Genomic DNA, 14,526 nt, shown 5'->3' on the forward strand with positions numbered 1-14,526 from the left:
AACAGGTACAAATTAAATTGCGTTAGCTAAAATTTGTCATAGACTTTAGCGATGATTTAATTCGATTATTTGAATTAATAAAGCTAATTAGTGGACTTGAACTAAGGATGGTTATGAATTCGTTACCAAAATCTTTACGCCAACGCTTTGAAAACTTAAATTTATCAAAAAAACTAACACTTTCCTTTTTGATTGCAGCAGTTATTCCATTGCTGATTGTATTTGTACTTTCATATTTCAATTCAGCTAATTCTATAAAGCAACAAGTTTACAATCAGTTATCTGCGATTAGTAGTATTAAACAAAGTGCTTTGGAACGTTATTTTAAGCAGGTTGAGTATAAGCTAATCACCACAGCATTAAATCCAACAACACAAAACGCTGCTTCCGACTTTATTGATAGTTATGAACAAGTGAGTACAACAAATTATTCTCGTGCTGCCGTTGAACAATACTACCAAAATACATTTTTTAATGAATTTAAGAAAAGTAATAACACTGCTAAAAATTTAGAAATTGATTTAACTGCATTGGATGATAAAGCAATTGCACTGCAAACCCGTTTTATTACACGAAATACTCACCCAATAGGCAGTAAACAATTACTTAAACAAAGTTCTGCTAATGATGATTATGATAAAGCCCATAATCTCTATCATGATTACTTTACAAAACTTATCGAATACTATGAATTTTACGACTTATTTATAGTTGATAATGATTCTGGCGATATTATTTATTCCGTCTATAAGGAGCTCGATTTTGCAACATCGTTGTTGAGTGGCCCTTATAAAGATAGCAACCTAGCAACTGTGTTTAAAAAAGCAAGAACACTTTCAAAAGCTGAAAGCGTTACCTTCAGTGACTATCAAACTTACTACCCATCATATAATGCACCAGCGAGTTTTGTTGCAACGCCAATTAATTCAAAAGCAACATTGATTTTTCAACTGTCAATTGACGCGTTAAATACCATTATGAGTGAGCGTGATGGTCTTGGAACAAGTGGTGAAACTTATTTGGTTGGTCCAGATAACTTAATGCGTTCTGATTCGTATTTAGACCCGCAAAATTATTCCGTTATAAATTCGTTTAAATTCCCAGAAAAAGGCAAGTTAGATACCATATCCGTTAAGCGGGCTCTTGATGGTATCAGCGGGCAAATGATAATTAAAGATTACAATGGTAATTCTGTACTTTCTTCATATCAACCTCTGAAATTATTTGATGTTAATTGGGCTTTAATCGCTGAAATTGACGAAAAAGAAGCCTTTGCAGCAGTTGATAAACTAGCAATACTGCTTACTTTTGTTTTAGTTTTTGTTATAGCGGTAATAGCAATTGTCGCTCCGAAGTTTTCAAGCTTCCTTTCTGCACCGATAAAAAACCTTTCTCATTTAATGAAAAGTGTCGAAAAAACTGGTGATTTTTCACAACGTACAAAAAATCTCAATAATGACGAAATTGGGGAAACAGCTCTTGCTTTTAATAATTTACTTGCCAGTTTTCAAACTTCGATTTCAGAAACAAATGAGGTTATGCAACAACTCTCTCAAGGTAATTTTAACGCGCGAATTACTATTGAGTGTAAAGGTGAACTTGATTCTTTAAAACGCGCTACAAATGACAGTGCTGAAGCTTTAAACAGCGCTATGTGTGAATTAAATGCTGTGGTAAATGCGATGTCGCAAGGTCAATTTGATAAACCTATTTCATTAGCGATGTCAGGTGACTTAAACACACTAAAAGACAATATAAATTCAACCTTAAGTAATTTAGATTTAGCTATAAACGATATTGTATTTGTTATGAAATCCATGGCTCAAGGTGACTTTAAACAGCAAGTCAGTATTGATTGTCATGGCAAGTTAGATGAACTTAAACAAGGTATTAATCAATCAGTAACCAGCATCGATAATGCAATATCTACGATTGACAGTGCTATGGCTGAGTTAAGTAATGGTAACTTAGAAGCTCAAATTAATGTTCCGTTAAATGGTCAACTTGATAGGCTTAAACAAAAAATAAATCAAACAATATTAACCATTTCAACTGTTATCAATGAAATATCTTTTGTGATGGCAAATGTCAGCGAGGGGAATTTTAATTCTCAAGTAGAAAGTGAAATGACAGGCCAATTTGCACGTCTGAGAAATGATGTGAACATCAGTATTAAATCAGTGAACAATGCCATAATTGAAATAAGCGCTGTTATGGATGGAATAAGCCATGGTAACTATAAAAAACAAATAGAATCGCAGATGAAAGGACAACTAAACGAACTAAAAATTAATATAAATCAATCAGTTGACAGTGTTAACGAAGTTATTTTATCACTCAGCAATGTAGCTGAAGCAATGAGCAATGGCGATTTTAGTCAATTTATTGAGCTTGAATTTAAAGGTGAATTAGCAAAATTAAAGAATGACATTAATGATGCTGTATTAACAACGTCTAAGGCAATACAGGAAGTTTCTCAGAGTGTCGAGGCACTTGCCAAGGGAGATTTAACTAAACAAATGTGTGGAAACTATAATGGTATTTTCCATCTTCTCCAGCAAAATATAAACCAGACAACAAAGCAGTTAATCGATGTAATAAGCAAAATACAATTCACAGCCGAAGAAGTTAAGCAATGTGCCTATGAAATTTCCATAAGTAATACAGAAATCAGTGAAAGGACAGAGGAGCAAGCTGCAAGTCTAGAGCAAGCAAGTGCATCGACTAAAAATATGTTAGATGAAGTTTATGGTGTTGTTGAGCAATCCAAAAGTGCTGTTGAACAAAGTAATTGTGCAACACAAACAGCAAAACAAGGTCGCAAACTTTCAGAACAAACTCAGCAATCAATAGAAGATGTTGAAAAATCTAGTAAAAGTATAAATGAAATTGTCGAGGTTATTGATGGTTTGGCATTTCAAACAAACTTACTTGCTTTAAACGCGGCGGTAGAAGCTGCTCGGGCCGGAGAAAATGGGCGAGGATTTGCAGTGGTTGCTAACGAAGTACGTGAACTTGCTAGCCGCAGTGCTAAGTCTGCTAAACAAATTAGAGATATTATTAATGACAGTAATGAAAAAGTATATTTAGGAAGTCAACTAGCTTTGTCTTCTGGTGATAAATTAAACCAAATTGTAAAAAGGGTTGAAGAAGTTAACCAAAGTATTTATTTGATCAATGAAAGTTCAAACAATCAAAGTAACAGTTTGAGAGAAGTGGATGTTGTTGTCCAACGTCTAGCAGAAATAGTTCAACAAAACTCTGCAATTACCGAAGAAACCATGGCTGCAGCTAACTTAATGTCAGAACGTGCAACAAACATGGATTCGCTCTTAGCTTACTTTAAAACAGTTGAGGAAAACAATGTGTCTGAGCCCCTATCGGGTCAACTTATATATGAAAGAACATATGCTTAAGTGTGGTAGCAATAATAAACTGAATTAGTTCAGATAAGATCTTACACATCTCGTTAAAAGTAGGGAGTTACCCTTTTTAATAAAGGTATCGAATCTTTAAATCAAAATAAACTTTGGTGTTACCGTTTAAATTTTGTTTCTAATATTACTGAGGAGGTCGTTCTTTCTACGCCATCGAGGTTACCAATTAAGTCAAGGGTATGACTTAATTGCTCTAAAGATCCCTCTTCGACAATCGCGATTAAGTCATATTCCCCACTAATTGCATAAAGCTGCGTAATTGCCGTAAACCGCTTTAATTCGAGGTTAGTTTGTGTTGTGAGTTTTTGTTTAACTTTAATTGATACATGGGCACTCACCCTATTTTGTAAATATGTCTCACTAAGTTTGACACTGTAGCCTGTAATGACCCCTGTACTTTCCAGCCGAGCTAAACGATTTTGTATGGTAGAGCGACTCAAAGAAAGCTTTCTCGCTAAATCTGAAACGCTTAGTCGTGCATTTTCTTTTAGCGCACTAATTAAACTTTTATCTGCATCAGTTAACATATTGAATATATACTTGGTCATTTTGATAAATATTATCGTCATTTTGGTTATTTTTAAACTACAAAATGGCACGAATTAATCGAATAATGCATGAATAAATAATTTTATAAATTAAAGAACAAGTTTAAGGAAATAGTAATGGCTGTAAATCGTGCTTTATTTGATGATGTAATGGTACCTAACTACGCACCTTCGTCGGTAATTCCTGTTAAAGGTGAAGGTTCTCGAGTGTGGGATCAAGATAACAATGAATTTATTGATTTTGCAGGTGGTATTGCTGTTAACTGCTTAGGCCACTGTCACCCAGCCCTTGTTAATGCATTAAAAACTCAAGCGGATAAGCTTTGGCACCTTTCAAATGTATGGACAAATGAGCCTGCATTACGATTAGCTCATAAGTTAGTTGAGTCAACATTTGCTGATAAAGTATATTTTGCAAACTCTGGCGCTGAATCAAATGAAGCGGCACTGAAACTTGCACGACGTTTTGCTCTTGATAATTACGGTGCAGAAAAGTCAAAAATTATTGCATTCAATAAAGGCTTTCATGGCCGCACTTTCTTTACCGTAACTGTCGGCGGTCAAGCAGCTTATTCTGATGGCTTTGGTCCAAAACCAGGTGATATCATACATTGTGATTACAATGACCTAGAGGCATTTGCATCTTTAATTGACGATAATACGTGTGCTGTAATGCTTGAGCCATTGCAAGGTGAAGGTGGCATCATTTCACCAACACCAGAGTTTATTCAAGGTGTTCGTGAACTTTGTAATAAACACAATGCTCTGCTTATTTTTGATGAAGTGCAAACAGGTGTTGGTCGTACTGGTTCGCTTTACGCCTATCAAGGTTTAGGTGTTACACCTGATATTCTAACTACTGCGAAAGCACTGGGTGGTGGTTTCCCTATTGGCGCGATGATCACAACAACAGAAATTGCAAAACACCTAGTAATTGGTACGCATGGTTCAACATACGGCGGTAACCCATTAGCGTGTGCTGTTGCAGAAGCCGCTTTTGACACTGTTAATCAAGCAGAAGTACTGGAAGGTGTTTCAGCGAAAGAAGCTTTATTCCGTGAAGGTTTAGAAGCAATTAATGCAAAATACGACGTATTCAGTGAAGTGCGTGGTAAAGGCCTATTACTTGGTGCGGTACTTAACGATAAATACAAAGGTCGCTCGCGTGATTTTTTAAATGCATCTGCAGAAAACGGTTTAATGGCATTAGTTGCGGGTGTTGATGTTGTTCGTTTTACACCATCGCTAGTTATTCCAAATGAAGATATCGCTGAAGGCCTTGCTCGTTTCGAGAAAGCAGTTGCGGCGGTAGTTAACGGTTAAGTACTTTACTGGTTATGTTAGTATTAAGACCAATCAAAACAGATGACTTTGCTGCTTTAAAAGAAGTAGCGAAGGCATCTGGCCATGGCTTTACTTCATTGCCCGTTTGTGACGATTTACTAGAGCGTAAAATTGCACGTGCGGTGGACAGTTTTGCAAAGCAAGTAAATAAACCTCAAGATGAAGGCTATTTATTTGTTTTAGAAGATACTCAAACTAAAGAAATAGTTGGTACTACGGCAATTGAAGCCGCTGTAGGCTTAGATGTGCCTCTGTACCATTATCATATGGGTAAAACAGTACACCATTCGAGTACGCTAGGTGTGTATAACACCGTTGATATACTTAGCATGTGTAATGATTATACTGGCGCAACCGAGATTTGTACTTTGTTTTTAAAAGAATCTCATCGTAGTGGTTTAGCTGGGCGTTTTCTTTCTCGCATTCGCTTTTTATTTATGGCACAACATCAAGAGCGCTTTTCAAATCGAGTTATTGCAGAAATGCGCGGTGTGTCAGATAAAAATGGACATTCGCCTTTTTGGCAATGGCTGCAAGAACATTTCTTTACTATTGATTTTCCTACGGCAGATCATTTAATTGGTACAGGTAATAAAGTGTTTATTTCTGAACTTATGCCTAAATACCCTATTTATGCCAATTTACTCAGTAAAGAAGCACAAGCGGTGATTGGTAATGTTCATGAGAAAACAAAACCTGCTCTAAGATTATTGCAAAAAGAAGGGTTTGAATTTCGTGGCTATGTCGATTTGTTTGATGCAGGTCCTACTGTTGAAGCGCAACTTGATAATATCAAAAGTGTTAAAGAAAGTAGATTATTAACAGTTGAAATTGGTGACAGACAAAGCGTTGATACTTATGCCATTTCAAATCTTGAAGTAAATGAATTTAAAGCAATATTCAACTGTAATATTGCGATTAACGACAGCACTGATACAGCAATTATATCACAAGAAATTGCCGATACAATTGGTGTAAATGCTGGTGATTCAATCAGAGTTTTAAAATTAAGTTAGGTCGTGCTTAAACCTACTTTATTTAATTAATTAGATGGCTTGTATAACTAGGCCGTCACTCTAAAGGTAACATTATGCACAACAATGTAGATACATTATTTGACCATTTATGGAATAGCTATTTAGAAGTAACACCTTCAGCAGTTAAAATCCATAAACTACTTGGCGACACACAACAAAGTGATGTTATTAATGACCATATTGCATTAAGAACATTCAATATCGAAAAAGTGGGTCTTGAAAAGTTAGCACAGCACTTTTTAGCTGTAGGTTATACAGAATGTGGTGAGTACCACTTCGAAGCTAAAAAATTGTATGCTAAACACTTTGAGCACAGCGATCCGACTAAGCCAAAAGTGTTTATTTCAGAACTATTAGTTGAAAAATTCTCGCCTGAGTTACAAAAAACAATTCACGCACTAGTAGAGCAAATTGATGAAGATGCTGTAACTGCTGATAATTTCTTATACTCAGGTGCGCACTGGCAAATTGATTCAGAAACATACCAACAACTACTCGCCGAATCAGAATACGCTGCTTGGACTGCTGCTTGGGGTTATCGTGCAAATCACTTTACTGTGAGCATTAATCACCTTGCAAACTTCGACACGATTGAGGCTGTAAATGATGCACTTAAAGATGCAGGTTTCGAACTTAATAGTTCAGGTGGTGAAATCAAAGGTTCTCCAGAGGTATTATTAGAGCAATCATCAACGCTTGCAGACAAATCTGATGTTGAATTTAGTGATGGCATTAAAGCTATTCCAAGTTGCTTTTATGAATTTGCACTACGTTATGTAAAACCGGATGGTGAAATTTACACAGGTTTTGTTGCTGCATCAGCTGACAAAATTTTTGAAAGTACCAATGCCCGCTAAAATCTGACTGAAAAATTAAAAAACGAGCATTAAGCTCGTTTTTTATTATAAGGTTACTATACTGTTTAACAGCAACAATTTGTTACGACGCTGATTGTTTAAATTAAATGAATATGAACTGTTAAATATCTCTTAAATGAAATTTTTTTGTTTACTGCTGTTTTTTGTATCGAGCCCTATACACGCCAATATTAGAAAAGTGGATATTTACACTTATCATGACATGCCTCCTTATATTATCAATTTAAAGGAGCGTTCAGGTTTATACTTTGATTTTGTTGATTTACTCAATCAAATGAATTCTGGTTATACCTTTAACCTTATCTATATGCCAAGAAAACGGTTAGATTATCGCTTGGAGCAAAATAAACTCGACGGTATTGTGATTGGTGTTAACCCTAAATGGTTTAAAGATGCGAGCCAAACCCGTTTTTTATGGTCGCCAGTCATAATGCAAGACAAAGATGTCTTTGTCAGTCTTAAGCAAAACCCTATTGAAGTTCATGAGTTTAAAGATTTAAAAGGTAAACGCGTTGGAGGTATTCGAGGGTTTAGATATATTGGTATAGATGAGTTAGCAACACAGCAAATTATCGAACGAGTTGATACGCAAACAGAAAGCCAGCTTTTCGATATGTTAAAAAAAGAACGTATTGATACTGCGATTTTAAGCATTTATACCTTTTATTATTTAAGTGAAAATAACACAAGCGATTATCATATAGCAGCAAAGCAACACGATGCATTTAAACGCCATTTCTTAATTCCGAAAAGTGATAATAAAATGTTACATGTCACACTAAGTAACATATTAAGCAGTGAAGAATTTACTAAATATTGGAATCAACGCTTAGATAACTATAGTATGCAAATTCATTAAAACCCTTTTTAGTTTTTTCATGTCAAAAGCAAGTTGGATATTCATTTTACTTTTTGCAGCAAGTTTTTGTGGATTACTGCTTTTGGGAGATGCTGCATTTTTGCAACATTCACATGAAATGCTTTGGCATGTCCCCTACCGCTCTTTTGTAATTATGTTTTTATTAGTGTGCATTGCTTCCATGGGAAAACTAATTGCAAATAACACTTTTTATCAGCAAGGTATTGCTAATATTGGTCTTTATGGAGCACTTACGTGGTTTCCTGTATCACTCATTTTTTCAGGCAATGTTAGAAATATTTTCAGTTCAAGCAGCCTGGTTAGTTATGAAACGTGGTTATTTTTCAGTTTAATTCCATTAATGTGTATACTAGTTCTTACGATAATTGTAGTATTTAAGCGGTTATTTAGATATTAATTAGCTTCTTTCATTATTAATACATAACTCACAAAATTATTTAAAGATTTATCTACTAATTCACTTTCCAAATTTTCTATTTTAAACCTATAACTAAAAAAACAATGGCTTGTATTTATAGCACCAAAATTACCAAAGATTTTTAAATAGTGATTGGCAAACCAGTTGCCGTATACACCCTGCGCATAGGAACACGTTATTAAATTATCGAGTTTAGGAAAATTTCCGGACCAAATTGATGTATATAATTCAGCAATGACTATTGTATATGGCGAAACATTTTCAGTGTTACTTTCCATGGTCTCAAGTGTATTTATCATCAAGTTTTTTCGTTGCCAATTTAATTTTGACTTGGGTTTTGGAGGATGCATCACGAGTAATTTTACAGTTTGTTTATTGAATAATATGTTTAACTCTAAAATATCTCCCCGTTCATCTAAAAATGTGTTTCTTCGCTTTGAGTTTATCGGAAATTTTGTGATCACAGCTATATTGCTAGGCAAACTAACTTTTTTACTTAAACCATAACTATATTTACCATTACTTAAAGTTTGTAAACGTGTTTTATGTAATTCAGTCACATTGAATAACACTGTAATGTCTTTATCTAGTGCATTAAGTTTTTCATAGATTGAATCTAAGGAATCGCTAACTTCGTCATCAAAAGTGAACTGAACAACTGTAAGATGCTGTTCTTCAAATGACTCTTTTATTTGATATTTTTCATCAGGAAGAAGATCAACAGCGATGTATCCGTTAAAATTAGCGATAATTACAAGCGCATTAACTATGATTAAAATAAACATCAAAGATCTGTTCCAAAAGCCTAAAATAAGACTCAAGAACACTGAGAAAAACGCTAACTGCATTTGTAAGTTCGTTACTAGATCTAATAAATAAATTGTTTTAAAAAAGTCTACTCTAGCGGTTAATTGGCCTAAAAGTAATATGAAAATAATAAATACAATCAGTGTGCGCACGGTCTTTTCTCATTACTAAATAATGGAAAAGTTTAGTTCAGATATCATTTAAATGCTTAATTTTAAAGATTGTTTATTTAATTTAGGTGTTTAGGTGAGCTTCGCTCACCTTAGCTATTTAATTACGCTTTAAACTTAATGTGCCTGATAGTCGCTTAGTTTTATTAGGCTTACGCTCAGTGTTTTTAGAATTACTTTGTTTTGCAGCAAATGGTTTGTTTCTACTAGTTGAATGTTTTTTAGAGGGCTGCTGCGTTTTGTTAACGTCAATTGAGCGCTCTTGCGTTTTACTTGAATTTTCAATTGATGCGTTAATTTGCATCATTTCTTCTTCCGTCAAAAAACGCCACTTGCCTACCGCTAAATCATTTAGAGCCACGTTCATAATGCGCACGCGTTTTAATTTTGTGACTTCATAACCTAAATATTCACACATACGCCTGATTTGTCGGTTCAAGCCTTGGGTTAAAATGATATTAAAACGTTTTTTACCAAGCTGTTTTACCTTACATGGTTTAGTAACTGTGTCGAGAATTGGTATACCTGAACTCATTTTTTTAACGAAGTTCTGATCAATCTCTTTATCTACAGTAACAATGTATTCTTTTTCGTGATTGTTGCCGGCTCGTAGAATTTTATTAACGATATCGCCTTCATTAGTCAGGAAAATTAATCCTTCTGACGGTCTATCTAAACGACCGATTGGGAAAATACGTTCCTTGTAATTAACAGCAGAAACAATATTACTTTTAATTTTTTTCTCGGTAGTACATGTTACACCTACCGGTTTGTTATAAGCGATATAGACACGTTTTGGTTTAGCTTTAAGTGGTTTACCATTTACGATTATGTCGTCTGAATCGGATACTTTTAATCCCATTTCTGCAACAGAACCATTTACCACAACCTTACCATCGGCAATTAGAGAGTCTGCTTCACGACGAGAGCATATTCCGGTTTCACTGATGAATTTATTTAAACGCTTTAATTCACTCATAACTTCTAGCTTTAAATCATTTGTATATATTGTAAAACAGCCACTGTTAAAAGGCTTGTCTTTTATCGCATTGCGCTTACATGGTAAAATATTTCTTTTGTAATTTTTAAGTTCAATATGTTGTTAAATCCAAATTGGCGTATTTTGACCATTGGCGATGGTGACCTCACATTCTCCTATTCATTAAAAAAGCACCATCAAATCAAAAATCTTAGTGCGACTGTGTTGGATGATAAAAAAACACTGACCACAAAATATAAAGATAACGGTCTTTCTGGTTTGACCAATTTAGGTGAAAAGGTGTTTTTTGAGCTTGATATTACGATCAAAACAACTTGGCCAAATGAACTTAAAAACGCATTTGATTTAGTAATCTTTCAATTTCCTTTAGTGCCTGCAGCTAAAAGCTGTGAAGACTTTACTAATGCGCCAAGCCAAAACATTGTAAATCGTGCTTTATTAAGAGATTACCTAACGGCGTGTTTTAATTATTTTCTTGATGAAAATGGATTGCGATTAAGTTACATCACATCAAAAGAGGTAAAACCCTATCTTCATTGGCAAATTGAAACCGATTTAATTGTTGATACTAATATTACCCACTTGGGAAAACAGGTTTTTGATTATTCTCTTTTCCCAGATTATCAAATTCGCAATGTGGATAGAGATAAGAAAGTAAAAGACACAGAAGGTTTTATATATGCTTATTCTGACAAACCGCAAGACGATGACATTTTGAAAGTGTTTACACCTTTTAAATACATTAATGATAAATACTGTGCGCTATGTCGTGTTGGTCCGTATAGTTCAGATGAAAATGAAAAGAGACATTTAGCAAGTAAAAAGCATCAGAAACTTTCACAATATCAACAAGAATGGTTTTTGTACTTAGATCCTAATAAATAATGTATATGGTCTTACCATAACCCATTAACCGCAACATTCTTGGTAAAATGCCCCTACTATGGTATGTTGCGTCCATTTTTATATTAACCGTTAGTATTCATGTCAACGATAGAAGCAAACTCTCAAGAAAACCAAAACAAAGGGCTATTTAATCGCTTTTTAGCCACGGTTGAATTTCTCGGTAATTTATTACCTCACCCTATTACTTTATTTGCAATGTTCTGTGTTGCTATTGTTATTTTCAGTGGGATCGCCGATTGGATGGGGTTAAGTGCCATCGATCCACGTCCTGAAGGTGCTAAAGGTCGCGCTCCTGATGGTGTGATTGAAGTAGTTTCGCTTATGAGCGCTGAAGGTTTACAGCGTATAGTTACCGGACTCGTTACAAACTTTACAGGGTTTGCACCACTTGGAACTGTACTTGTTGCATTACTGGGTGTAAGTGTTGCTGAGCATTCAGGTATGTTATCTGCGGCGATGCGCGGCATGGTAATGGGCGCACCAAAAAGGTTAGTTACCTTTATGGTAGTTTTTGCGGCTATTCTTTCTAATACTGCATCTGAGCTTGGTTATGTTGTATTAATTCCATTAGCAGCAATGATATTCCACAGTCTTGGACGTCACCCACTAGCAGGCCTAGCTGCAGCTTTTGCCGGGGTATCTGGCGGATATAGCGCAAACCTTTTGCTAGGCACAATTGATCCACTTCTTGCTGGTATTACAACGCCTGCAGCACAAATGATCGACCCAACATATGAAGTAGGTCCAGAAGCAAACTATTACTTTATGGCTGTTTCGGTAATTTTAATTGCTATTGTGGGCACTTGGGTTACGGAAAAAATTGTTGAGCCTCGTTTAGGCAAATACAACAATGATGAAGCAAGTATTGATTTAGCAGATAACAAAATTGACCATTTAAGTGACATTGAGCGCAAAGGTTTACGCTATGCCGGTCTTGCATTTTTAGCCACGTGTGCTGTATTAGCTACGACAATTGTTCCAGAAGACGGTATCTTACGTCACCCTGAAACAGGTCTTGTTGCAGGTTCTCCATTTCTAAAAGGCATCGTTGTATTTATCTTTGTTACCTTTGCCATTCCTGGTTTTGTTTATGGTCGAGTTGTTGGTTCCATGAAAAACGACCGTGATATTATTGATGCAATGTCTAAAAGCATGAGCTCGATGGGTATGTATATTGTACTTGTTTTCTTTGCGGCTCAGTTTGTTGCTTTCTTTAAGTGGACCAATTTAGGTACCATCTTAGCGGTTAAAGGCGCTGCGATGTTAACCGCGCTGAATTTAACTGGTCCTGAAGTATTTGTGTTATTTATTTTTATGTGTGCCGTAGTTAACTTGAGCCTCGGCTCTTCATCAGCACAATGGGCGATTACAGCGCCGATTTTCGTACCCATGCTTATGCTAATTGGTTATGCACCTGAAACTATTCAAGCGGCTTATCGTATTGGTGATTCTGTAACAAACTTAATTACACCAATGATGAGCTATTTTGGATTAATACTGGCAGTTGCCACTAAATATAAGAAAGATATGGGTATAGGTACGCTAGTGGCCACCATGTTACCGTATTCTATGTTCTTCTTTATCGGATGGGTGTGTTTATTCTATTTATGGGTATTTATACTAGGAATGCCTGTTGGTCCTAACTCACCAATTTACTACACGCCTTAGTAACTTTACGTCTAAGACACTAGAAATAAAAAAGGAGCAGTTAATGCTCCTTTTTTGTATTTAATTTACGATAGTTAGATTTATATTTCTAAATTTGAAATTTAAAGATTATTTCTTAAATGCTTTTCTGATCTTTTGACGATTTTGCATTTGTGCTTCAGCACCATATTGCGTTGCTCTGTTTGAACGAATTCGTTTTTGTAACGATGTTTTCTTGCCAATCTTTTTGATCAAACCTTCGCGGTTACTTACTTCGAAACCTGGATAATAAATTCGCTTAACTTTATCACGGATCAAATCTTCAATTTGAGCAAGTACATGTTCTTCTTCACGACTCACTAACGAGATTGCAAACCCTTTTTGGCCAGCGCGTCCCGTGCGTCCAATACGGTGAACATAGTCTTCTGCAAGGTAAGGCAAGTCAAAGTTGATAACTCGCGGTAACCCAGCAATATCTAAACCACGTGCCGCAACTTCAGTACCCACTAAAATAGTAGTTTTACCTTCTTTGAATTCACGCAAAGCACGTCGACGATTGCCTTGGCTTTTGTCACCATGAATTACGCCAACTGTTACTCCGTACTGTGTAAGCTCATCAACAATAAGTTGCACATCTTCCTTCATATTTACGAAAACAAGTACTTGTTTCCAACCTTTACGGCAAATAAGTTCTGAAAGTAATTCCAATTTACGTTCGTTTGAAACTGGGTAAGCAACATGAGTGATGGTACTTGCTGTTTCGTTATCACGGCTTACTTGTACAATTTTAGGATGAACTAATGTTTTAGTAGCAAATTGTTTCACAGCTGATGGATAAGTTGCTGAGAATAATAATGTTTGCTTTTGTTTGGCACATTGCTCCAAGATAGTTTCGATATCAGAGCGAAAGCCCATATCAAGCATACGATCAGCTTCATCTAAAACAACATGGCCTGCATTATTAAGTGCCAAATTACCTTTTCGTAAATGCTCGATTAAACGCCCAGGTGTAGCAACTAGAATATCGCAACCCTTTTGAATACGGTTAATCTGTTTGTCATGTTCGACACCGCCAAAAATCGCTACTGATTTAATATTATTAAAAGCACAATATTGTTTAATGTTGTGGTCAATTTGGTCAACTAACTCACGTGTTGGCGCTAAAATAACAGCACGAATAGTGCTACCGTCAGCTTGATTGTCTAACAGTTTTTGAATAATTGGTAATGCAAAGGCTGCTGTTTTACCAGTACCTGTTTGCGCACTTGCAAGTACATCGTGTCCACGACGAACGTGCGGAATCGCCATTTTTTGTACTGGCGTGAGTGTTTCATAACCCATTTTATCCAGTGCCGTAAGTAATGAATCGGCAAAGCTAAAGGATTTGAAGTTCATATTTTTGAAGACCTTTTGAGGGAGTTAATTACATTATAACAAGGATAGTGGTGTGCGAA

Annotated in this window: 12 protein-coding genes; 8 read left to right on the forward strand and 4 right to left on the reverse strand. The window is 35.6% G+C overall.

Translation table 11 applies throughout. The features are described from left to right. Positions 1-113 precede the first annotated feature (113 nt). A complete protein-coding gene (locus ABYD77_RS02765) occupies positions 114-3,416 on the forward strand; it encodes a methyl-accepting chemotaxis protein (RefSeq protein ID WP_372766785.1) in 3,303 nt (1,100 codons plus the stop codon). Between the two features lie 119 nt (positions 3,417-3,535). Here ABYD77_RS02765 and ABYD77_RS02770 read toward each other — a convergent pair whose 3' ends face one another. After that, positions 3,536-3,964, reverse strand: coding sequence for an Lrp/AsnC family transcriptional regulator (locus ABYD77_RS02770; RefSeq protein WP_372766843.1), 429 nt, complete (start codon positions 3,962-3,964; stop codon positions 3,536-3,538). Between the two features lie 138 nt (positions 3,965-4,102). Here ABYD77_RS02770 and ABYD77_RS02775 point away from each other — a divergent pair, with 138 nt between their 5' ends. The 5 genes from ABYD77_RS02775 to ABYD77_RS02795 all read left to right on the forward strand — a co-directional run bounded on the left by ABYD77_RS02775 (position 4,103) and on the right by ABYD77_RS02795 (position 8,521). Then, a complete protein-coding gene (locus ABYD77_RS02775; RefSeq protein ID WP_372766787.1) occupies positions 4,103-5,308 on the forward strand; it encodes an aspartate aminotransferase family protein in 1,206 nt (401 codons plus the stop codon). 14 nt (positions 5,309-5,322) lie between these two features. Next, on the forward strand, positions 5,323-6,345 hold the full coding sequence (gene astA / locus ABYD77_RS02780; protein WP_372766789.1) for an arginine N-succinyltransferase: 1,023 nt from the start codon (positions 5,323-5,325) through the stop codon (positions 6,343-6,345). Between the two features lie 74 nt (positions 6,346-6,419). Continuing rightward, positions 6,420-7,223 carry a DUF1338 domain-containing protein gene (locus ABYD77_RS02785; RefSeq protein WP_372766791.1) on the forward strand — a complete coding sequence of 268 codons (804 nt, stop codon included), beginning with the start codon at positions 6,420-6,422 and terminating at the stop codon, positions 7,221-7,223. Positions 7,224-7,359: 136 nt separating this feature from the next. Beyond that, a complete protein-coding gene (locus ABYD77_RS02790) occupies positions 7,360-8,103 on the forward strand; it encodes a substrate-binding periplasmic protein (protein WP_372766793.1) in 744 nt (247 codons plus the stop codon). 19 nt (positions 8,104-8,122) lie between these two features. Next, positions 8,123-8,521 (forward strand): hypothetical protein, encoded by a 399-nt coding sequence (locus ABYD77_RS02795; RefSeq protein WP_372766795.1) that lies wholly within the window; start codon positions 8,123-8,125, stop codon positions 8,519-8,521. Here the strand turns inward: ABYD77_RS02795 and ABYD77_RS02800 are convergent. Next, on the reverse strand, positions 8,518-9,501 hold the full coding sequence (locus ABYD77_RS02800; RefSeq protein ID WP_372766797.1) for a hypothetical protein: 984 nt from the start codon (positions 9,499-9,501) through the stop codon (positions 8,518-8,520). The genes ABYD77_RS02795 and ABYD77_RS02800 overlap by 4 nt on opposite strands. 118 nt (positions 9,502-9,619) lie before the next feature. After that, positions 9,620-10,498 carry a 23S rRNA pseudouridine(2604) synthase RluF gene (gene rluF / locus ABYD77_RS02805; RefSeq protein ID WP_372766799.1) on the reverse strand — a complete coding sequence of 293 codons (879 nt, stop codon included), beginning with the start codon at positions 10,496-10,498 and terminating at the stop codon, positions 9,620-9,622. Positions 10,499-10,615: 117 nt separating this feature from the next. Here rluF and ABYD77_RS02810 point away from each other — a divergent pair, with 117 nt between their 5' ends. Beyond that, positions 10,616-11,404 carry a Rossmann-like fold-containing protein gene (locus tag ABYD77_RS02810; RefSeq protein WP_372766801.1) on the forward strand — a complete coding sequence of 263 codons (789 nt, stop codon included), beginning with the start codon at positions 10,616-10,618 and terminating at the stop codon, positions 11,402-11,404. A 99-nt stretch (positions 11,405-11,503) separates the two neighbouring features. Continuing rightward, the gene (locus ABYD77_RS02815; protein WP_372766803.1) at positions 11,504-13,093 is read left to right on the forward strand and encodes an AbgT family transporter; all 1,590 of its coding nucleotides are present in this window, start codon (positions 11,504-11,506) and stop codon (positions 13,091-13,093) included. 108 nt (positions 13,094-13,201) lie between these two features. Here the strand turns inward: ABYD77_RS02815 and ABYD77_RS02820 are convergent, their stop codons facing one another. Beyond that, the gene (locus ABYD77_RS02820; protein WP_372766805.1) at positions 13,202-14,467 is read right to left on the reverse strand and encodes a DEAD/DEAH box helicase; all 1,266 of its coding nucleotides are present in this window, start codon (positions 14,465-14,467) and stop codon (positions 13,202-13,204) included. Positions 14,468-14,526 lie beyond the last annotated feature (59 nt).

The organism is Pseudoalteromonas sp. (assembly GCF_041629635.1).
Lineage (GTDB): Bacteria > Pseudomonadota > Gammaproteobacteria > Enterobacterales > Alteromonadaceae > Pseudoalteromonas.